This is a genomic window from Pseudomonas sp. ATCC 13867 (assembly GCF_000349845.1).
In the GTDB taxonomy this organism is placed as follows: Bacteria; Pseudomonadota; Gammaproteobacteria; order Pseudomonadales; family Pseudomonadaceae; genus Pseudomonas.
Genome location: NC_020829.1, coordinates 2,263,413 through 2,282,863 on the forward strand (window position 1 = coordinate 2,263,413; position 19,451 = coordinate 2,282,863).

Here is a 19,451-nt window from a genome sequence, read left to right on the forward strand (position 1 = left end):
CCCTTTTTTTTTCGCCTGTTTTCGTGGGGCTGGCCGGTGCGCGAACAGTCATTCGGCGAGGTTCGCCAGTCAGCCCGTTCCTACGGGGAAAGTGCCGCGCCAGACGCTGGGGAGGGGTATTTTCCTGCCGAATAATCCGTAGAAACCAGTTATAAAGTAAGACCACATCGGTCTAATGGATTATAAGAAAAGTCGTTATCCTGCCGCCCACACCACGAGGTGATCAGTTTCGCCAGTCAGGACGCGTAGATGGATGTTGGCAATATCGGTTTCGTAATCGCGGGTCTTGTCGTTGGCTTCATCGTCGGTATGACTGGCGTTGGCGGCGGCTCGCTGATGACCCCCATCCTGCTCTGGTTCGGCATCAACCCCGCCGCGGCGGTGGGTACCGACCTGCTGTATGCCGCCATCACCAAGTCCGGCGGTGTCCTGGTCCATCGCAAGAACGACAACATCGACTGGCGCATCACCGGCTGGCTCGCGCTGGGCAGCGTGCCGGCGGCAGCGATTACCCTGCTGTTCCTGCACAACCTGCATGCCGATACCGCGGCGATGAACAGCATCATCAAGCATGCCCTGGGCATCGTCCTGCTGCTCACCGCGCTGGCCGTGCTGTTCAAGAAGCAGGTACTGGCCTTCGCCCAGCGCCATGCCGGCGACAGCTTCCACTTCAGTGGCCCGAAGCTGAACAGCCTGACCGTCGTCACCGGTGCCGTCCTCGGCGCCATGGTCGCGCTGACCTCCATTGGCGCCGGCGCACTGGGCACCGTGGCGCTGTTCGTGCTCTATCCCTTCCTCGCCACCCGTCGCCTGGTGGGTACCGAGATCGCCCACGCCGTACCGCTCACCCTGGTTGCCGGCCTCGGCCATGCCAGCATGGGCAACATGGACTGGGGCCTGCTCGGCTACCTGCTGATCGGCTCGCTGCCGGGCATCTACGTTGGCAGCCACCTGGCCGGCCGCATTCCGGACGGCGTGCTGCGTCCGTGCCTGGCGGTGATGCTGGCGTCGATCGGCTACAAGCTGGTCTTCTGAATCCCGTCCACGATCTGCTGCACGTCGGCCTGTAGGGTGCTTGCCGCCTACTACGGCTCTAGCTCGCAAGAGCGTCGGCAGATTTGCTAGCCGCGGCGGAAACGCCCCGGCGTCACACCTTTCCAGCGGCGGAAGGCGTGTATGAAGTTCGACACCTCCCCATAGCCGAGCCGCTCGGCAATCTCCTCCAGGCGAATCACGCCCGTGGCCAGCAACTCCTCGGCCAGGGCCTGGCGTACCTCGTCCACCAGCGCGCGGTAGCTGCTGCCCTCGGCCTGCAGGCGACGGCGCAGGGTCCGCGAGGTCATGTGCATGTCCGTGGCCACCTGCTCCATGTCCGGCAGTTGTCCCGGCGTGCTCAGCAAACGGTCGCGAATCTGCCCGGACAGTCCGGTCCGCACCTGGCGGCGGGCGAGCAGGGCGCGGCACTGTTCCTCGCAGCGCCGCGCCACTTCCGGGTTGGCGCCCGGTAGCGGCAGTTCGAGGATGCGGCTGTCGAAGATGATGCGGTTCTCCGCCTGGCCGAACAGCGGGCGTACGCCCAGTTCGTCGATGTAGGGCTGCACATCGCGGGGCGCTTCGCGGCGGAAGCTGACCTGGCGCATGGGTACCGGCTGGTTGGTCAGGTCGCGCTGGATGCGCAGCACACCGCCGCCGTCGCGTTCGATCAGGAAGTCGCGCAGGTCTTCCGGCACGGCGGTGTCGTCCAGCAGCAGGTGCGCCTCGCCGTCGTGCTCCTCCAGGCGCATGCGGTGGAAGGCGTAGGTCAGGTCGAGGTAGCGCAGCCCCAGGCGCGCGGCGCCGAGGAAGGTGGCGCTGCTGAGCAGGGCGAAGCTCCAGATGCCGTAGGTGTTGAGGTGGTAGCGCAGCCCGGCCTTGAGGCCGATGCCGGGGATGTGCCCCAGGTGCCGGGCCAGGTTGCGCACCAGGCTCAGCTCCTGCTCCGCGTCCACCTCCGCACCGGGATCGGCGAGCACGTCGATGCCCAGGCCGGTACCACCCAGGCATTGTTCCAGGTTCAGGCCGTGGTCCAGGGCGAACTGCGTCAGCAACTGCACGCTGACGGCGCTGCGGCGGGGCGACCAGGGGGGAGTGGCGGGCATCTCGATCCTCGTCGGATAATGTGACCGAAAGTCACAATTTTATGTCCGACTATGCCATAACCCGAAGACGAATGAAGCCCTAGCATGTTCCCATCCGCCATCGAGCGGAAACATCACCGGGAGCACAACAATGACAAATACTTCCCCCGGGTCGGCTGCCGTGCGCGTGCTGATCATCGGTGCCGGCTTCGCCGGCCTGGGCCTGGCGATCCGTCTGAAACAGGCGGGCATCGACGACTTCCTGATCCTCGAGAAGGCCGGCGACGTCGGCGGCTGCTGGCGCGAGAACCGCTATCCGGGCGCCGCCTGCGACGTGCCTTCGCACCTGTATTCCTTCTCCTTCGAACCCAAGGCTGACTGGTCGCGCAAGTTCGCGCCGCAGGCGGAAATCCTCGACTACGCCCGGCACTGCGCGGACAAGTACGGCCTGCGCGAACGCATCCGCTTCCACTGCGAGGTCAGCGCGGCGAGCTTCGACGAAGCGGCCGGGGAATGGCGGGTGACCTGCGCCAATGGGGAGGAGCTGCGCGCCCAGTCGCTGGTCTGCGCACTCGGCCAGCTGAGCCGTCCGCTGATTCCGCACCTGCCGGGTATCGAGCGCTTCCAGGGCAAGGCCTTCCATTCCGCGCAGTGGGATGACCAGGCGAAGCTGCAAGGCAGCCGCGTGGCGGTGATCGGCACCGGCGCCAGCGCCATCCAGTTCGTGCCGCAGATCGCGCCGAAGGTCGCCGAGCTGCTGCTGTTCCAGCGCAGCGCGGCCTACGTGATTGCCAAGCCGGACCGCCCCTACGCCGCCTGGGAGCGCCGCCTGAAGGCGCGCCTGCCGTGGCTGCAACGCCTGGACCGGGGGCTCAAGTACATCCAGCACGAGTCGCGGACGCTGGCCTTCAGCGTGTTTCCGCCACTGATGAAGATGATGCGCCTGAGCTTTCATCGCCACCTGCACCGGGGCATTCCCGACGCGGGCCTGCGCGCACGGCTGGAGCCGGACTACCCGCTGGGCTGCAAGCGTATCCTGATCAGCAACGACTATTACCCGGCACTGGCGCGCAGCAATGTGAAGCTGGTCGATACCGGCATCCGCGAAGTCACCGAAGACGCCATCGTCACCCGCGACGGCCAGCGCCATCCGGTGGATACGATCATCTATGGCACCGGTTTCGCCGCCACCGAGTTCCTCGCGCCGATGCGCGTCCAGGGTCTGGGCGGCCGCGAGCTGAACCAGGCCTGGCGGGAGGGCGCGGAAGCCTACAAGGGCATCAGCGTCAGCGGTTTCCCCAACCTGTTCATCCTCTACGGACCGAACACCAACCTGGGGCACAACTCCATCATCTACATGCTGGAAAGCCAGTTCCCCTACGTGCTGGGTTGCCTCCAGCGCATTCAGCGCGAGGGCCTGAAGTATCTGGACGTGAAACCCCAGGTGCAGCAGCGCTTCAACCAGCACCTGCAGCACGAATTGCGCCACACCATCTGGGAGCGCGGCTGCAACAGTTGGTACAAGACCGCCAGCGGCCGCAACACCGTCAACTGGCCGGGCTTCACCTTCCGCTACCGCCAACAGACCCGTCAGCCGGAGTTCGCCGACTATGACTGCATCCGTTGAACCCGTGCTGCCGCTGTCGGTTGGCCAGAAGTTCCTGACCGCCGCCCTGCGCGGCCTGCTCAACCTGCTGTTCCGCGGGCTGATGGGGCCGTCGTTGCCGGTGAAGGCGCAGCGCGCCTTGCTGCGCGGGCTGACCGCCGCGACCCTGACGCCCCGTGGCGTGCACCGCGAGCAGACGACCCTGGGCGGGTTGCCCTGCGAGGTCTGGCGGTCCCAAGGGCGCGAGATGAGCGCGGCGATCCTCTACCTGCACGGCGGCGCCTATCTGGTCGGCTCGCCGGCCACCCATCGGGCCATCACCGCCAACCTCGCGCGACGCTGCCAGGCGGAGGTCTGGGCGCTGGATTACCGCCTGGCGCCGGAGCACCCGTTCCCGGCCCAGCGCGACGATGCCGTGGCGGCCTACCGCGCGCTGCTGGACAAGGGAATCCCGGCATCGGCCATTGCCATCGCCGGGGACTCCGCCGGTGGCCACCTGACCCTGCAACTGGCCCTGCAGGCGAAGGCGCTCGGCCTGCCGACACCCGGCGCGCTGGTGACCTTCTCGCCGGTGACCGATCTGTCCGCCGAGCACCTGCACATGCCGGCGGCGGGCGACCCGCTGATCACCCGCGCCTGGATCGACAGCGCCATGCTGATGTTCTGCCCGCCGGGCGTGCCCCGGGCCGATGCGCAGCTGTCGCCGCTGCATGCCGATCTGACGGGTTTGCCGCCGTTGCTGATCCAGGTCGGCGAAGATGAACTGCTGCGCAACGACAGCCTGCGCTTTGCCCAGGCGGCGCGGCGATATGGCGTCACGCTGAAGCTGCAGCGCTTTCCGAACTGCTGGCATGTGTTCCAGGCCCACGCCGGAGTGCTGAAGGTGGCTGACCGCGCACTGCAGGACGTCGCCGATTTCGTCGCCCAGCACCTGCAGGGAGTGCGTCGATGAACACCATCCTCATCAGCGGTGCGGCCTCGGGCATCGGTGCCGCCACCGCGCGGCTGTTCCACCGGCGGGGCTGGAAGGTCGGCCTGATCGACCTGAACGCCGAACCGCTGGCGGCGCTCGCCGAAGAACTGGACGGTGCCTGGCAGCGGGCGCTGGACGTGACCGACGCCGAGGCGGTGACGACGGCGCTGCGCGAGTTCGCCGAAGCCAACGGCGAAGGCCTGCGCCTGTTGTTCAACTGCGCGGGGATCCTGCGTTTCGGTCGCTTCGAGGACATCAGCCTGGCCGATCACCAGCGGATCATCGCGATCAACGTGCAGGGTGTACTCAACTGTTGCTACGCCGCGCTGCCGCTGCTCAAGCGCACGCCGGGCGCGCAGGTGCTCAACATGGGCTCGGCGTCAGGGCTGTACGGCGTGCCGCAGATGGCCAGTTACTCCGCCTCCAAGTTCGCCGTGCGCGGCCTGACCGAGGCGCTGGAGCTGGAGTGGCGCGAGCACGGTATCCGGGTTGCCGACCTGATGCCGCCGTTCGTGCGCACGCCGATGGTCGCCAGCCAGACCGTCGAACCACCGGTGCTGCGCCGCCTGGGCGTGACCCTGAACGCCGAGGAGATCGCCGAGGCGGCCTGGCGCCAGGCCCGGAGCAGGGCGGTGCACCGGCCCATCGGTGCATTGTTCCGGGCGATGTACTGGTCCGGCCAGCTGTCGCCACCGGCAATCAATCGCTGGGTGATGGCCTGGCTCAGCCGTGCCTGAGTAGACTGCGTGGGCGGCGAAGGAGGCCGACCCATGCAGGAAACCCATGACGGTGCGTGGCAGCGTGTGCTGCAGGACGTCACCACACCCTTCGACCGGGTCAGTGAGATGGCCTATGGCGTGATCATGACCCTGACCATCATCTCGGTGATCTCCGCCGCCAGCGGCGGGGCGAGTCGGCAGGACCTGATCGTCGCCGCGCTGGGCTGCAACCTGGCCTGGGGCCTGGTGGACGCGCTGATGCTGCTGGTGCGCCTGCGGGTGGAAGGGGCGCACCGGCACGGTCGCCTGCGCGCCTTGCGCGGCACCTCGAACGACACCGACTTTCGCGACGGGCTCGACGACTTCCTGCCGCCCCGGCTGGTGGCGGTCCTGCGGCCGGACGAGGTCTGGCGCCTGCGCCAGCGTCTGATGGCGTCCTCCCTGGGAACCGGCGAGCCGCAGCATGGCGGTGCCGAAGTGTGGCTGGCGGCCCTGCTGATCGTGCTGCTGGTGACGGGCATCACCCTGCCGATGGTCCTGCCGCTCTGGCTGGTGCCGGACGATTTGCTGGCACTGCGCCTGGCCCAGGGTATCGGGGTCGTCATGCTGTTCGTGCTTGGCTGGCTGCTGGCGCGCTGGGCTGGCGACTCGCCCTGGCCGGGAGCGTTGGGCTTCACCGCGCTGGGCGTGGCGATGACCGGGTTGTGCATCGCCCTGGGCGGATAGTGTTTCAGGTTGTTTCGGCCCTTGCGCGGAGTTGAGCCCGCCCGGATGCTGGAGCGTCCCTCCGCTTGCCGGGCCCCCATCACCTGATGCAAGGATGCCGTCATGCCGTTCGCCTTCGCTTGCCTGGCCCTGTCGATGCTGCTCGTCGGGGGCAATATCGCCATCGGCAAGCTGATCCTCGCCGAAGTCCCGATCTACCTGTTCGCCGCCTTGCGTTTCCTCATCGCCAGCCTGGTGCTGCTGCCGGGCATGTTTCTCCGCGATGCCCGCCGGGGGCTCGATCGTCGGGCCTGCGGCGGGCTGTTCCTGCAGGCCTTTTTCGGCTGCTTCCTGTTCAGCCTGTGCATGCTCCACGGCGTACTGCTGACCTCGGCGACCAGCGCCGGAATCATCACCAGCGCCACGCCGAGCGTGATCGCGCTGCTCGCCTGGCTCTGGCTGCGCGAGCGGATCAGCGCGGCGCAACTGCTGGCCATCGTGCTGGCGGTGTCGGGCATCGCGGCGCTGAACCTGCTGGAGCGCCCGGAAACCGGTTCCGGCAGCGTCGCCGGCAACCTGCTGGTGCTCGGCGCGGTGCTGGCCGAAGCACTGTTTGCGGTGTTCTCGCGCCGTCTGTCGCTCAGCGTTCGGCCCTGGGCGATGGCCTTCGGCGTCAACCTGGCCGGACTGCTGCTGTTCCTGCCGCTGGCGGTGCCGCAGGCGCTGGCCTTCGATTGGCGCCTGCCCAGCGCGGCGACCTGGGTCTGGCTGCTGTTCTACGCGCTGAGCGCCAGCGTGCTGTCCTTCCTACTCTGGTACCGCGGCATCTCGCAGGTTCCGGCCAACGTCGCCGGGCTGTTCACCGGCCTGATGCCGGTCAGCTCCGCGCTGGTCGGGGTGTTGCTGCTGGGCGAGCATTTCAGCGTCGGCCATGCGCTGGGCATGCTGCTGGTGCTGGCCGCGCTGGGGCTGGGCACGCGTCGCGCCGAGCTGCCGCCTGTCGCCGCCGCCAGGACCGGGACGGCGAAGTAGCGGCAACTCGCCGGTAGAGACGCTACGCTGGAAAGGTAGCCTTTGAAGTCCGTCACGCAATCGTGCCTTCGAGCGTGTTCGGCGGACTTGGCTGCCAGTTGGGGGACGTTGATTGACTTGGCGTTTCCTGTGGCACATAGAGGTGCCCGGAACGCATCCATGCCGCTGGCGGGGGTGCGTTCGTTGGCGGGGAATAAACTCTGAACGTCTCGACAGGAGGTGCGTACCATGGAAAAGCCCCTCTCGGAGGATATCAGCGTCAACGTGTTGCGCCGGATGAAGGAAGGTGGCTTCGATTTCGCTCGCATTCATCCCATCGACTTTTTCGCCATCTTTCCCGATGAACAGAACGCCCGTAAGGCCGCCCGGCAGTTCCGGGGCGAGTCGCTGAGGACCCAGGTCGACGCCCGCGACGACGGCGGCTGGAACCTGCAGATCAGCAAGGTGATGTTCGCGACCCACGCGGCCATCGGCGCTTTCGAGCACGACCTGGAGGAGGTCGTGGCGCCATTGGGAGGTGTTCTGGACGGCTGGGGCGTGACCCAGGAAGTGAGCTCCCTGCGCCCCTGAGCAACCGGCTCCTGTGCCGTCGCCGACGGCTGTGATGGTCTACCCGCAACCGCACACGCGCCGTCACCCACCGTGACGGCGCGGTTTGCGCGCGGGTACGCCGGGGGTTTATGACGCCTCCTCGATGCGGCAGACTGCCGCGCGGAGGTGAACATGACCGATATTCTGATTCTGACCCATGTCGATTTCTGCCCGCCGGGCCACCTGGCCACGGTCCTGGACCGTCTCGGCCTGCCGTTCGAGGTGCGCCGCGCCGACCTCGACGGGTTGCAGGGCTATGACCTGGAGCGGCCGAAGGCGGTCGCCATCATGGGCGGGCCGATGAGTGTCAATGACGACACCCCGTGGCTGCGTACGGAAATCGCGGCGATCCGCCGCTTCATCGAGCGCGACGTGCCGCTGATCGGCCACTGCCTGGGCGGCCAGTTGCTGGCCAAGGCTCTGGGGGCGGAGATCCAGCGCATGCCGTACTCCGAGATCGGCTGGCAGCCGATGCGCCGCCTGGAGGCGCAGAGCCCGTGGCTGGCGCATCTGCCCACGGAGTTCCCGATCTACCAGTGGCATGGCGATACCTTCGACCTGCCCGAAGGCGCGACGCACCTGCTCTCCAGCCCCTGGTGCGCGAACCAGGCGTTCAGCTACGGCGAGCGCATCCTCGGCTTGCAGGGGCATCCGGAAATGACCGAGGAGCTGGTCAGCGGCTGGGTGAATGGTTTCCCCGAATACCTCGATGCCAGCCAGCCGAGCCAGGAAGACTCCGACGAGATGCTGGACGGTCTGCCGCAGAAGGTGGCAGCGATGAACCGCGTGGCGGAAGGGCTCTACAATCATTGGCTGAAGTTGGCCGGGTTGGCCTGATCCACCGATGCCGTGATTCGGTATCGCGGACGGAGTCCGCTCCTGCGATGGACCTGCTGCTCCTTTGTAGGAGCGAGCTCGCTCGCGAACCCCAGCCTTGCAGCGGGGTTTGTTCGCGAGCAATGGCGATGGCGTCCCCCTCGCTCCTACAGGTAAGGCATCCGCGCGCGATTCAGTGCTTGATCATGATGTGCCGTGCCACGCTGTAGTCCTCCAGGCCGTACATCGACAGGTCCTTGCCGTAGCCCGATTGCTTGAAGCCGCCGTGGGGCATTTCGCTGCAGAGCATGAAATGGGTGTTCACCCAGGTGCAGCCGTACTGCAGGCGCGCCGCCACCCGCGAGGCGCGGCCGACGTCGCGGGTCCAGACCGAGGACGCGAGGCCGTAGTCGGAGTCGTTGGCCCAGCGGATCGCTTCTTCCGCATCGCCGAAGGGCGTCACCGAGACCACCGGGCCGAACACTTCGCGGCGGACGATCTCGTCGTCCTGCTGGGCGTTGGCCACCACCGTCGGTTCGTAGAAGAAGCCTTTGCCGCTCACCACATTGCCGCCGGTGGCGATGCGGATGTGCGGGCTGGCCTTGGCCCGCTCGACGAAGCCGGACACGCGGCTGCGCTGCGCCGCGGTGATCAGCGGACCGAGCTCGGTGTTCGGGTCGTTCTGCAGGCCGGTCTTCAGGCTCGCTACCGCGCTGGCGAGGTCGGCGACGAAGTTGTCGTAGATCTTCTTGCCGGCGTAGATGCGGCAGGCGGCGGTGCAGTCCTGCCCGGCGTTGTAGAAGCCGAAGGTGCGGATGCCGGCCACCACGTCTTCCAGGTCGGCGTCGTCGAAGACGATCACCGGCGCCTTGCCGCCCAGTTCCATGTGCAGGCGTTTCACGCTATCGGCGGCGCTCTTGATGATGGCCTTGCCGGTGCCCACCGAGCCGGTCAGCGAGACCATCCGCACCAGGTCGTGGCTCACCAGCGGCGCGCCCACCGTCGGGCCACGGCCGAACACCAGGTTCACCACCCCGGCGGGGAACAGCTCGGCGATGAATTCGGCGACGCGCAGCGCGGTCAGCGGGGTCTGCTCCGAGGGCTTGAGCACCACGCAGTTGCCGGCGGCCAGCGCCGGGCCGAGCTTCCACGCCGCCATCATCAGCGGGTAGTTCCACGGCGCGATAGAGGCGACCACGCCCACCGGGTCGCGGCGGATCATCGAGGTGAAGCCGGGCAGGTACTCGCCGGCGGCGGAGCCAGGCAGCACTCGGCAGGCGCCGGCGAAGAAGCGGAACACGTCGGCGATGGCCGGGATCTCGTCGTTCAGGGCGGCGGCGTAGGGCTTGCCGCAGTTGTCGGACTCCAGACGTGCCAGCTCCTCGGCGTGCTCCTCGATGCGCTCGGCGAGACGCAGCAGGAGCATGGCGCGGTCTTTCGGCGTGGTCTGCGACCAGCCGTGGAAGGCGTGGTCGGCGGCGCGTACGGCGATGTCCACCTGGGCTTCGCTGGCCTCGGCGACCTGGCCAAGCACTTCGCCTGTGGCGGGGTTGAGGATGTCCAGCTTCTCGCCTTCGCCGGCGATGAACTGGCCGTTGATCAGGAGTTTGGTTTGCATCGCGTCCTCCGTGCAGGTGCGGTTGATGGATTTGCGGGTTACTTGCCGCTGCCTGCCACGTCGCTGGTGCCCCGCGTCAGGTAATAGGCGCCGAGGATCGGCAGCATGGTGGCGAGCATCACCAGCATGGCGACGACGTTGGTGATGGGCACGTCGCGCGGTCGGCTCAGCTGGTTGAGCAGCCACAGCGGCAGGGTGCGTTCGTGGCCGGCGGTGAAGGTGGTGACGATGATCTCGTCGAACGACAGGGCAAAGGCCAGCATGCCGCCGGCCAGCAGCGCCGTGGCGATGTTCGGCAGGATGATGTAGCGGAAGGTCTGCCAGCCGTCGGCGCCCAGGTCCATGCTCGCCTCGATCAGGCTGAACGAGGTGCGACGGAAGCGGGCGATCACGTTGTTGTAGACGATCACCACGCAGAAGGTCGCGTGGCCAATGACGATGGTCAGGAAGCCGGGGTCGATGCCGAGTGTCTTGAACGCCGAGAGCAGGGCGATACCAGTGATGATGCCGGGCAGGGCGATGGGCAGGATCAGCATCAGCGAGATGCTTTCCTTGCCGAAGAAGTCGCGGCGGTACAGCGCGCCGGCGGCCAGGGTGCCGAGGAGCATGGCGATCAGCGTGGCCACGCAGGCGATCTTCACCGACAGCCAGATGGCGTCGAGCACATCGCCACGGGCGAAGGCGATGCTGAACCACTTCAGGGTGAAGCCCTGCAGCGGGAAGCTGTAGGCCGACTCCTCGGTGTTGAAGGCGTAGAGCAGGATCATCAGGATGGGAAAATGCAGGAACACCAGGCCGCCCCAGGCGGCCAGGCGCAGGAACCAGGAGGGGCGGTTGTCGTCAGAGCGCATCGAAGGCCCCCAGCCGCTTGGCGATGGAGAGGTAGACGGCGATCAGCACGATGGGCACCAGGGTGAAGGCCGCCGCCAGCGGCATGTTGCCGATCGCGCCCTGCTGCACGTAGACCATCGTACCGATGAACAGTCCGCTGGGGCCGACCAGTTGGGGGATGATGAAGTCGCCCAGGGTCAGGCTGAAGGTGAAGATCGAGCCGGCCACCACGCCGGGGAAGGCCAGGGGCAGGACGACCTGGAAGAAGGTCTGCGGCGGGCGCGCGCCGAGGTCCGCCGAGGCTTGCAGCAGCGACGGCGGCAGGCGCTCCAGCGAGGCCTGGATCGGCAGGATCATGAACGGCAGCCAGATGTAGGTGAACACCCAGAAGCGCCCGATGTGCGAGGTGGACAGGGTGTTGCCGCCCACGCCCGGCACGTTCAGCAGCAGGTCGAGCAGGCCCAGCAGGTGCAGGTGCTCGATCACCCAGTAGAGGATGCCGCCCTTGGCCAGGATCACCGTCCAGGCATAGGCCTTGACGATGTAGCTGGCCCACATCGGCAGCATCACCGCGATGTAGAAGAAGGCCTTTTCCTTGGGCCCGGCGTAGCGCGCCATGTAGTAGGCGATGGGGAAGGCGAGGATGGCGCTGGCGATAGAGACGCTGATGGCCATGCCCAGGGTGCGCAGCACGATGTCGTAGTTGGCCGGGTTGGCCAGCGCCTTGTAGTTGGCCAGGGTCAGCTCCGGCGTCACCGTCATGGTGAAGTCGTCGAAGGTGTAGAAGCTCTGCCAGAGCAGGGCGAACAGCGAGCCGATGTAGATCACCCCGAACCACAGCAGCGGCGGAATCAGCAGCATCAGCAGGTACAGCGTGCTGCGCCGGTAGAGGAAGCTGGAGAGGCCGCGCATGGGGTTCATGGCGCCGGTTCCTCCAGCAGCGGCACCAGCGCGCTGCGTGCCCAGCAGGCGGTGACCGGCTCGCCGGGCTGCGGCCGGCGCTCCTCGCGCTCGCCGTTGGGCAGGGCGGCGATCAGGCGCGCACCGTTGTCCAGTTCGATCTCGTAGCGGCTGCTGGCGCCCATGTACTGCACGTCGAACAGGGTGCCGCTGACTTCCAGCTCGCCATCGCCAGCCCGGCCGAAGCGCACGTGCTCGGGGCGCAGCGAGTGCGGACGGGGTTCGCCGAGCAGGCGCTGCGCCAGCTCCCCGCGCAGCACGTTGGCGGTGCCGACGAACTCGGCGACGAAGCGCGTGGCCGGTTTCATGTAGAGGTTGCGCGGGGTATCGACCTGTTCGATGCGGCCCTTGTTGAACACCGCCACGCGGTCGGACATGGACAGCGCCTCGCCCTGGTCGTGGGTGACGAAGATGAAGGTGATGCCCAACTGGCGCTGCAGTTTCTTCAGTTCCACCTGCATCTGCTCGCGCAGCTTGAGGTCCAGCGCGCCCAGGGGTTCGTCCAGCAGCAGCACGCGCGGGCGATTCACCAGGGCGCGGGCGAGCGCCACGCGCTGGCGCTGGCCACCGGAGAGTTGCGCCGGCTTGCGGCCGCCGTAGCCAGCCAGGGCGACCATGCCGAGGGCCTCTTCGGCGCGCTTCAAGCGCTCGGCCTTGGCCACGCCCTTCACCTTCAGGCCGTAGGCGACGTTCTCCAGCACGCTCATGTGCGGGAACAGCGCGTAGTCCTGGAAGACGGTGTTGACGTCGCGCTCATAGGGCGGCAGCCCGGCGGCTTCCTGGCCGTGGATGCGGATGGAGCCCGAGGTGGGCTGCTCGAAGCCGGCGATCAGCCGCAGGCAGGTGGTCTTGCCCGAGCCGGACGGGCCGAGCATGGAGAAGAATTCGCCGTCACGAATCTCGATGGACACCCGGTCGACGGCGCGCACATCGCCGTAATGACGGCTCACCTCGGTGAACTGGACGGCTGTGGTCATGCTGCTGGCTACCTGAGTGGCGGGGCTGCTTCAGAAAAGGTAGCGCATGGGGGCGAGGGAGGAGCGTGCTCTTGTAGGAGCGAGCTTGCTCGCGAACGACCCCGCAGCGGAGATCGGTTCGCGAGCAAGGACTAGGCGTCCCCCTCGCTCCTGCAGGTCAGCAGTGAAGCGGGACCGCGTCACCTCCCGCCCATGATCGCGATGTAGTCCTGCGTCCAGCGGCTGTACGGCACGCATTGCCCCTGGCCGCACGTGGCCTGCGGGGTCTTCCAGAAGGCGATGCGGTCGAACTGGTCGTAGCCGTTGGTGGCGCAGCCCTGAGGTCCGAGCAACTGGCTGCCGGTGCAGCCTGCGGGGGACGCGGGGACCGAGCCGAACCAGGCGGCCACGTCGCCCTGCACCTTGGGCTCAAGCGACCAGTTCAGCCACTTGTAGGCGCAGGTCGGGTGCTTGGCGTCGACGTGCAGCATGGTGGTGTCGGCCCAGCCGGTCACCCCTTCGACCGGAATGGTCGATTCGATCGGCTGCTTCTCGCCCACCAGTGCGTTGACCTGGTACGGCCAGGAACCGGAGGCGGCGACCCCCTCGTTCTTGAAGTCGCTCATCTGTACCGTTGCGTCATGCCAGTAGCGGTGGATCAGCTTCTGCTGCTCGCGCAGCAGCTTGAGCGTGGCGGCGTACTGTTCTTCGTTGAGTTCGTAGGGGTCCTGGATGCCCAGCGCGGGGTTGGTGGTCTTCAGGTAGAGCGCGGCGTCGGCGATGTAGATCGGTCCGTCGTAGGCCTGCACGCGGCCCTTGTTGCTCTTGCCGTCGGGCAGCTTCTGCTCGCTGAACACCACGCTCCAGCTGAGCGGCGCCTTGGGGAAGACCTTGGTGTTGTACATCAGCACGTTGGGCCCCCACTGGTAGGGCGTGCCGTAGTGCTTGCCGTCCACGGTGTGCCACGGCGCGTTCTGCAGGCGCTTGTCGACGTTCTTCCAGTTGGGGATCAGGTCGATGTTGATCGGCTGCACGCGCTTGCCATAGACCAGCCGCAGAGAGGCATCGCCGGAGGCGGTGACCAGGTCGTAACCGCCCTTGGCCATCAGGCTGACCATTTCGTCGGAGGTGGCGGCGGTCTTCACGTTGACCTTGCAGCCGGTGTCCTTTTCGAACTGAGTGACCCAGTCGTAGTTCTTGTCGCTCTCGCCGCGCTCGATGTAGCCGGGCCAGGCAATGATGTCGAGGGCGCCTTCGGGCTGGCCCAGTTGCTTGAGCGCATCGGCGGCCTGGAGGGAGGCGCTGCCGAGCAGGCTGACGCCGGCGAAGGCCAGCGCCGCGACTTTCCCTGAAGACAATTGCACTGATGACATGAGTCGACTCCTGTTGTTCTTGGTTCTGGGAGCCTCTGCGGCCGAACTGCGCCGAAAGTTGGCACCTGCGTTGACGGCAGCGTACCCATAGCGGGAGGGCACGCTCTTGCAGCGTAGTTCCAGGCCCTGGGGCTGACAAGAATGTGGTCGCCCCCGTGCTGGGTGTCAGTGGATGGCGTTCTTCGCCTTGCGCCCCGCCATGTGCTGCAGGTAGGCCAGCAACTGATCCAGCTCCGCGTCGCTGATCGCGTCCGGGGCGAAGCCTTTCATCCGTGCTTCCGGCCAGTGCCGCAGGCTCTGCGGATCGCGGATGTACTGCTTGAGATAACCGGCGGCGAAGTACTCGGTCGGGTTGTGCGGCAGGTTCAGGTCCGGGCCGAACTGGGAGTCGCCGGCGCCATTGAGGCGGTGGCAGGCCAGGCAGTTCTTCTGGAACTGGGCGAAGCCTGCCTGGACGGCCTTCGGCGCGTCCTTGGCCGGTAGCAGGGCGGGGAAACGCTCGGCCAGCGGCGCAAGGTAGCGGATGCTGGCGACCTGGAAGGGCCATTGTTCCGAGCCGATGCCGGCGACCTTGGGATCGGTCCAGACCAGGTAGAACGGGCCGGCCGAGGGCTTGCCGGCACCCAGCGCCGGCCAGGGCTGGTTCGGTTCTTCGATGGCCAGCCAGGCGCGCGAGCCTTGGCTGGCCAGCAGCGGCGCGGCCGGCAGTTCGGCGGCGAAACCATCCAGCGCCACGGCTTGCAGGTGGTCGCCGGACTTCACGCCGCCCAGCAGCGCGGCCAGGGGTACGGCGCGGTAATGCATGGTGCGGTTGTAGGACACGTCATTGGCGATTTCGACGTCGCGCGCCTGCGGATTGGCCAGCAGCTGTTCGGTGGTCAGGCGATGCTGGCCGTCGGGCAGGTCGAGGGTCAGGGTGGCGGCGAACGCTGTTGGGCAAAGCAGCAGCAAGGACAGCAGCAGTGGGCGCATGGTCGGTTCCGTGAGCGGGGAGGGCGGCCGAACCATAGCAGAAGGCGGGGAGCTGCGGAGGTGACGCCCGCGCTGCGTTGACCGTGGCTCGCGGATGGCGGCACGTGGTACGCAGCAACGGGGTCGCCGGTGTATTGTCCCTAGCTGACCAGACGACTCAGGTTGGGGATGATCAGCACCACTGTGGTGGCAAAGACGATCAGGCTAGCCTGACGCCATTTTCTTGATTGTCGATCCATCATGGCCTTCCGCCTTTCTTGTTGTTGGCCTGGTTCCGATCCGCACTCACAGCCTGTCGGCAGTGGAGCCAGCGCCTTGGCTTCTGGTTCCGTTGCCACCCCGGCAAAACCCGGCGGCGGCACTCTTGGCATTTTCTACGAATTGAAGTTGCAAGATGGAGTCTAAGCCTGGAGCGACGCGGGCTTAGACCATCTGGCAGCAAGTCCTGCAGGTTCAGGCATATTCCATCTATATGACGATGGCGTGACAGCTCTGGCCCGCGTAGCGACCGTTTGTCCGGCTTCCGTCGCAGGCCTTGCATAGAGCCTCCGGCCTTCTGCCCGCCGGTCGGAGGTTGAGCGTGGCGGTCAATGCGCCTGAGCGCTGCGGTCATTGTCGATGGCCGTCACGCCGCTAAGGTAGGCCGACACGCCACGCCTGCGTGACGACAACTCTAAGAGAGAACGCCATGACCGAAGCATTCATTTACGACGCGGTGCGCACTCCCCGCGGCAAAGGCAAGAAGGACGGCGCGCTGCACAGCGTCAAGCCGGTCAACCTGATGGCCGGCGTCCTGCGCGCGCTGCAGCAGCGCAACCGGCTGGACACCACCCAGGTCGATGACCTCGTGCTGGGCTGCGTGACTCCGGTGGGCGACCAGGGCGCGGACATCGCCAAGACCGCCGCGCTGGTGGCCGACTGGGACGAAACGGTTGCCGGCATGCAGATCAACCGCTTCTGCGCCTCGGGCCTGGAGGCGGTCAACCTGGGCGCCATGAAGGTACGTTCGGGCTTCGAGGACCTGGTGGTGGTCGGCGGCGTAGAGTCGATGTCCCGCGTGCCGATGGGCTCCGACGGCGGCGCCTGGGCGATGGACCCGGAAACCAACCTGCACACCAGCTTCGTCCCCCAGGGCATTGGCGCCGACCTGATCGCCACCCTGGAAGGCTTCAGCCGCACCGATGTCGACGCTTTCGCCCTGCGTTCCCAGCAGAAGGCCGCCAAGGCCCGCGCCGAAGGGCTGTTCGGCAAATCCCTGGTGCCGGTGACCGACCAGAACGGCATCGTCCTGCTCGACCATGACGAGTTCATCCGCGCCGATTCCACCCTCGAAGGCCTCGGCGCGCTCAAGCCCAGCTTCGAGATGATGGGGCAGATGGGCTTCGACGCCACCGCGCTGCGCAAGTACAGCCATGTGGAGCGCATCGAGCACGTGCACACGCCGGGCAACAGCTCCGGCATCGTCGACGGCGCCGCCGCCATGCTCATCGGCTCCGAAGCCAAGGGCCGCGAGCTGGGCCTGAAGGCGCGCGGGCGCATCGTCGCCACCGCGGTGACCAGCAGCGACCCGACCATCATGCTCACCGGCCCTGCGCCGGCCACCCGCAAGGCGCTGGCCAAGGCGGGTCTCAAGGCCGAGGACATCGACCTCTACGAGGTGAACGAAGCCTTCGCCTCGGTGGTGATGAAGTTCATGAAGGACATGGGCGTGCCGGAGAGCAAGGTCAACGTCAACGGCGGGTCCATCGCGATGGGCCACCCGCTGGGCGCCACCGGCTGCATGATCCTCGGCACCCTGCTGGACGAGCTGGAGCGGCGCAACCTGCGCTACGGCCTGGCCACCCTCTGCGTGGGCGGCGGCATGGGTATCGCCACCATCATCGAACGAATCTGACTTTTGGTAGGAGCGGACTTGCTCGCGAACCGCCCAGAGCTTCGCGAGCAAGGACTGGGCGCCCCCCTCGCTCCTACAGGTCCCCACCACGGGAAGAGAACAAAAATGACCGACGCCATCCGTTACGAGAAAGGCCAGGACAACATCGTCGTCCTGACCATGGACATGCCCGGCCAGAGCGCCAACATCATGAACGGTGCGTACCGCGAGGCCATGACCGGCATCGTCGCGCGCCTGGAAGCCGAGAAGGATTCGATCGCCGGCGTGGTGCTCACCTCGGCGAAGAAGACCTTCTTCGCCGGCGGCGACCTCAATGAACTGATCAAGGTCACCCGGGCAGAAGCGCAAGCCTTCTACGAAGGCATCCTGGTCATCAAGGGTCAGCTGCGCCGCCTGGAAACCCTCGGCAAGCCCGTGGTCGCCGCCATCAATGGCGCGGCCCTGGGCGGCGGCTGGGAAATCTGCCTGGCCTGCCACCACCGTATCGCCCTGGACGAAAGCCACGTCCAGCTTGGCCTGCCGGAAGTCACCCTGGGCCTGCTGCCTGGTGGCGGTGGCGTGGTGCGCATGGTGCGCCTGCTCGGCCTGGAGAAAGCCCTGCCGTACCTGGCCGAGGGCAAGAAGGTACGCCCGGACCAGGCGCTCAAGGCCGGCCTCATTCACCAACTGGCGTCCAGCCGCGAAGACATGCTGGCCAAGGCCCGCGAGTGGATCGCCGCCAACCCGGCCGCCAAGCAGCCGTGGGACAGCGCCGGCTACAAGATCCCCGGAGGCACGCCGGCAAGCCCGGCCGTGGCGCAGATGCTGGCCATCGCCCCGTCCGTGCTGCGCGACAAGACCAAGGGCTGCTTCCCGGCGCCGGAGAAGATCATGTGCGCCGCCGTGGAAGGTGCGCAGGTGGACTTCGACACCGCGCAACTGATCGAGGCGCGCTACTTCACCGAGCTGACCACCGGCCAGGTGGCGAAGAACATGATCGGCACCTTCTGGTTCCAGCTCAACGAGATCAACGCCGGCAAGTCGCGCCCGCAGGGCATCGCGCCGCAGCAGACGAAGAAGGTCGGGGTGATCGGCGCCGGCATGATGGGCGCGGGCATCGCCTACGTCTCGGCCGCCGCCGGCATCGAGGTGGTGCTCAAGGACGTCTCCATCGAATCGGCTGAGAAGGGCAAGGCCTACTCCGCCGGCCTGCTGGACAAGAAGGTCGGCAAGGGCCAGATGAGCGCCGAGAAACGCGACGCCTTCCTCGCGCGGATCAAGCCGACCGCCAGCGACGCCGACTTCGAAGGCTGCGACCTGATCATCGAAGCCGTGTTCGAAGACCGTGGCCTGAAGGCCAGGGTCAGCGCTGCTGCCGAGTCCTCCGCGCTGCCGGACGCGGTGATCGCCTCCAACACCTCGACCCTGCCGATCACCGGCCTGGCCGAAGCCGTGGCGCGGCCGCAGAAATTCATCGGCCTGCACTTCTTCAGCCCGGTGGACAAGATGCCGCTGGTGGAGATCATCCGTGGCGAGAAGACCGACGACGCCACCTTGGCCCGCGCCTTCGACTACGTCCTGCAGATCAAGAAGACTCCGATCGTCGTCCACGACAGCCGCGGCTTCTTCACTTCCCGCGTGTTCGGCACCTTCACCAACGAAGGCGTGGCCATGCTCGGCGAGGGCGTGTCGGCGGCGATGATCGAGAACCAGGCGCGCCAGGCCGGCATGCCGGTGGGCCCGCTGGCGATCAGCGACGAAGTGTCCATGAGCCTGATGAGCCACATCCGCGAGCAGACCCGCAAGGATCTGGAGGCCGAAGGCAAGGTGATGCCGCAGCACCCGGCCTTCGCCGTGGTGGACCTGATGGTCAACGAATACAAGCGCCCGGGCAAAGTCGCTGGCGCCGGTTTCTACGACTACCCCGCCAATGGCAGGAAGCGCCTGTGGCCGGAACTGAAGCAGCGCTTCGAGAAGGCGGACGCGCAGATTTCTCCGGAAGACGTGCGTGACCGCATCCTCTTCGTGCAGGCCATCGAGACGGTGCGCTGCGTGGAGGAGGGCGTGCTGACCTCCACCGCCGACGCCAACATCGGCTCGATCTTCGGCATCGGCTTCGCGGCCTGGAGCGGTGGTGCGTTGCAGTTCATCAACCAGTACGGTCTGAAGGACTTCATCGCCCGCGCCCAGTACCTGGCCGAGCAGTACGGCGAGCGCTTCCTGCCGCCGGCGCTGCTGCTGGAGAAGGCCGCCCGCGGCGAGAATTTCTGAACGTACCTGTAGGAGCGAGCTTGCTCGCGAACCCAGCC

General features: G+C 66.9%; 17 protein-coding genes. 10 read left to right on the forward strand and 7 right to left on the reverse strand.

What is annotated here, in order from left to right:
- Positions 1 to 249 precede the first annotated feature (249 nt).
- Positions 250 to 1,035, forward strand: coding sequence for a sulfite exporter TauE/SafE family protein (locus H681_RS10365; protein WP_015476804.1), 786 nt, complete (start codon positions 250 to 252; stop codon positions 1,033 to 1,035).
- A gap of 86 nt (positions 1,036 to 1,121) precedes the next feature.
- Here the strand turns inward: H681_RS10365 and H681_RS10370 are convergent, their stop codons facing one another.
- Positions 1,122 to 2,138: an AraC family transcriptional regulator gene (locus H681_RS10370; RefSeq protein ID WP_015476805.1), complete on the reverse strand. Its 1,017-nt coding sequence runs from the start codon at positions 2,136 to 2,138 to the stop codon at positions 1,122 to 1,124.
- 130 nt (positions 2,139 to 2,268) lie between these two features.
- Here H681_RS10370 and H681_RS10375 point away from each other — a divergent pair, with 130 nt between their 5' ends.
- The 7 genes from H681_RS10375 to H681_RS10405 all read left to right on the forward strand — a co-directional run bounded on the left by H681_RS10375 (position 2,269) and on the right by H681_RS10405 (position 8,580).
- A complete protein-coding gene (locus H681_RS10375) occupies positions 2,269 to 3,744 on the forward strand; it encodes a flavin-containing monooxygenase (RefSeq protein ID WP_041711893.1) in 1,476 nt (491 codons plus the stop codon).
- Positions 3,728 to 4,675, forward strand: a complete 948-nt coding sequence (locus tag H681_RS10380) for an alpha/beta hydrolase (protein WP_015476807.1) — start codon at positions 3,728 to 3,730, stop codon at positions 4,673 to 4,675. The genes H681_RS10375 and H681_RS10380 overlap by 17 nt, the downstream gene beginning before the upstream one ends.
- Positions 4,672 to 5,433, forward strand: a complete 762-nt coding sequence (locus H681_RS10385; RefSeq protein WP_015476808.1) for an SDR family oxidoreductase — start codon at positions 4,672 to 4,674, stop codon at positions 5,431 to 5,433. The genes H681_RS10380 and H681_RS10385 overlap by 4 nt, the downstream gene beginning before the upstream one ends.
- A 33-nt stretch (positions 5,434 to 5,466) precedes the next feature.
- Complete coding sequence (locus H681_RS10390; protein WP_015476809.1) at positions 5,467 to 6,141, forward strand: hypothetical protein; 675 nt, start codon at positions 5,467 to 5,469, stop codon at positions 6,139 to 6,141.
- Between the two features lie 102 nt (positions 6,142 to 6,243).
- A complete protein-coding gene (locus tag H681_RS10395; protein ID WP_015476810.1) occupies positions 6,244 to 7,152 on the forward strand; it encodes a DMT family transporter in 909 nt (302 codons plus the stop codon).
- 228 nt (positions 7,153 to 7,380) lie between these two features.
- A complete protein-coding gene (locus tag H681_RS10400) occupies positions 7,381 to 7,722 on the forward strand; it encodes a ribonuclease E inhibitor RraB (RefSeq protein WP_015476811.1) in 342 nt (113 codons plus the stop codon).
- 153 nt (positions 7,723 to 7,875) lie between these two features.
- On the forward strand, positions 7,876 to 8,580 hold the full coding sequence (locus tag H681_RS10405; RefSeq protein ID WP_015476812.1) for a type 1 glutamine amidotransferase: 705 nt from the start codon (positions 7,876 to 7,878) through the stop codon (positions 8,578 to 8,580).
- Positions 8,581 to 8,752: 172 nt separating this feature from the next.
- Here H681_RS10405 and H681_RS10410 read toward each other — a convergent pair whose 3' ends face one another.
- The 6 genes from H681_RS10410 to H681_RS10435 form a co-directional block, all read right to left on the reverse strand.
- Complete coding sequence (locus H681_RS10410) at positions 8,753 to 10,177, reverse strand: gamma-aminobutyraldehyde dehydrogenase (protein WP_015476813.1); 1,425 nt, start codon at positions 10,175 to 10,177, stop codon at positions 8,753 to 8,755.
- Positions 10,178 to 10,215: 38 nt separating this feature from the next.
- Entirely contained in the window at positions 10,216 to 11,028 is an 813-nt protein-coding gene (locus tag H681_RS10415; protein WP_015476814.1) for an ABC transporter permease, read from the reverse strand.
- Positions 11,018 to 11,929 (reverse strand): ABC transporter permease, encoded by a 912-nt coding sequence (locus tag H681_RS10420; RefSeq protein WP_015476815.1) that lies wholly within the window; start codon positions 11,927 to 11,929, stop codon positions 11,018 to 11,020. The genes H681_RS10415 and H681_RS10420 overlap by 11 nt, the downstream gene beginning before the upstream one ends.
- Complete coding sequence (locus H681_RS10425; protein ID WP_015476816.1) at positions 11,926 to 12,945, reverse strand: ABC transporter ATP-binding protein; 1,020 nt, start codon at positions 12,943 to 12,945, stop codon at positions 11,926 to 11,928. Before H681_RS10425 ends, H681_RS10420 begins: the two co-directional genes overlap by 4 nt.
- Before the next feature lie 179 nt (positions 12,946 to 13,124).
- Entirely contained in the window at positions 13,125 to 14,297 is a 1,173-nt protein-coding gene (ydcS, locus tag H681_RS10430; RefSeq protein ID WP_041711896.1) for a putative ABC transporter substrate-binding protein YdcS, read from the reverse strand.
- A gap of 165 nt (positions 14,298 to 14,462) precedes the next feature.
- A complete protein-coding gene (locus tag H681_RS10435; protein WP_015476818.1) occupies positions 14,463 to 15,269 on the reverse strand; it encodes a cytochrome c in 807 nt (268 codons plus the stop codon).
- Between the two features lie 688 nt (positions 15,270 to 15,957).
- On the opposite strand from H681_RS10435, the gene H681_RS10440 reads away from it, so the two are divergent.
- Positions 15,958 to 17,163 carry an acetyl-CoA C-acetyltransferase gene (locus H681_RS10440; RefSeq protein WP_015476819.1) on the forward strand — a complete coding sequence of 402 codons (1,206 nt, stop codon included), beginning with the start codon at positions 15,958 to 15,960 and terminating at the stop codon, positions 17,161 to 17,163.
- A gap of 105 nt (positions 17,164 to 17,268) precedes the next feature.
- Positions 17,269 to 19,413, forward strand: coding sequence for a 3-hydroxyacyl-CoA dehydrogenase NAD-binding domain-containing protein (locus H681_RS10445; RefSeq protein ID WP_015476820.1), 2,145 nt, complete (start codon positions 17,269 to 17,271; stop codon positions 19,411 to 19,413).
- The last annotated feature ends 38 nt before the right edge of the window (positions 19,414 to 19,451 follow it).

Bases quoted from the DNA above. Each gene is read 5' to 3' on its own strand.
- H681_RS10425 (WP_015476816.1), bottom strand. From the start codon at position 12,945: ATGACCACAGCCGTCCAGTTCACCGAGGTGAGCCGTCATTACGGCGAT.
- H681_RS10390 (WP_015476809.1), top strand. From the start codon at position 5,467: ATGCAGGAAACCCATGACGGTGCGTGGCAGCGTGTGCTGCAGGACGTC.
- H681_RS10365 (WP_015476804.1), top strand. From the start codon at position 250: ATGGATGTTGGCAATATCGGTTTCGTAATCGCGGGTCTTGTCGTTGGC.
- H681_RS10440 (WP_015476819.1), top strand. From the start codon at position 15,958: ATGACCGAAGCATTCATTTACGACGCGGTGCGCACTCCCCGCGGCAAA.
- H681_RS10415 (WP_015476814.1), bottom strand. From the start codon at position 11,028: ATGCGCTCTGACGACAACCGCCCCTCCTGGTTCCTGCGCCTGGCCGCC.
- H681_RS10405 (WP_015476812.1), top strand. From the start codon at position 7,876: ATGACCGATATTCTGATTCTGACCCATGTCGATTTCTGCCCGCCGGGC.
- H681_RS10445 (WP_015476820.1), top strand. From the start codon at position 17,269: ATGACCGACGCCATCCGTTACGAGAAAGGCCAGGACAACATCGTCGTC.
- H681_RS10435 (WP_015476818.1), bottom strand. From the start codon at position 15,269: ATGCGCCCACTGCTGCTGTCCTTGCTGCTGCTTTGCCCAACAGCGTTC.
- H681_RS10410 (WP_015476813.1), bottom strand. From the start codon at position 10,177: ATGCAAACCAAACTCCTGATCAACGGCCAGTTCATCGCCGGCGAAGGC.
- H681_RS10420 (WP_015476815.1), bottom strand. From the start codon at position 11,929: ATGAACCCCATGCGCGGCCTCTCCAGCTTCCTCTACCGGCGCAGCACG.
- H681_RS10400 (WP_015476811.1), top strand. From the start codon at position 7,381: ATGGAAAAGCCCCTCTCGGAGGATATCAGCGTCAACGTGTTGCGCCGG.
- H681_RS10395 (WP_015476810.1), top strand. From the start codon at position 6,244: ATGCCGTTCGCCTTCGCTTGCCTGGCCCTGTCGATGCTGCTCGTCGGG.
- H681_RS10375 (WP_041711893.1), top strand. From the start codon at position 2,269: ATGACAAATACTTCCCCCGGGTCGGCTGCCGTGCGCGTGCTGATCATC.
- H681_RS10380 (WP_015476807.1), top strand. From the start codon at position 3,728: ATGACTGCATCCGTTGAACCCGTGCTGCCGCTGTCGGTTGGCCAGAAG.
- H681_RS10370 (WP_015476805.1), bottom strand. From the start codon at position 2,138: ATGCCCGCCACTCCCCCCTGGTCGCCCCGCCGCAGCGCCGTCAGCGTG.
- H681_RS10385 (WP_015476808.1), top strand. From the start codon at position 4,672: ATGAACACCATCCTCATCAGCGGTGCGGCCTCGGGCATCGGTGCCGCC.
- ydcS (WP_041711896.1), bottom strand. From the start codon at position 14,297: ATGTCATCAGTGCAATTGTCTTCAGGGAAAGTCGCGGCGCTGGCCTTC.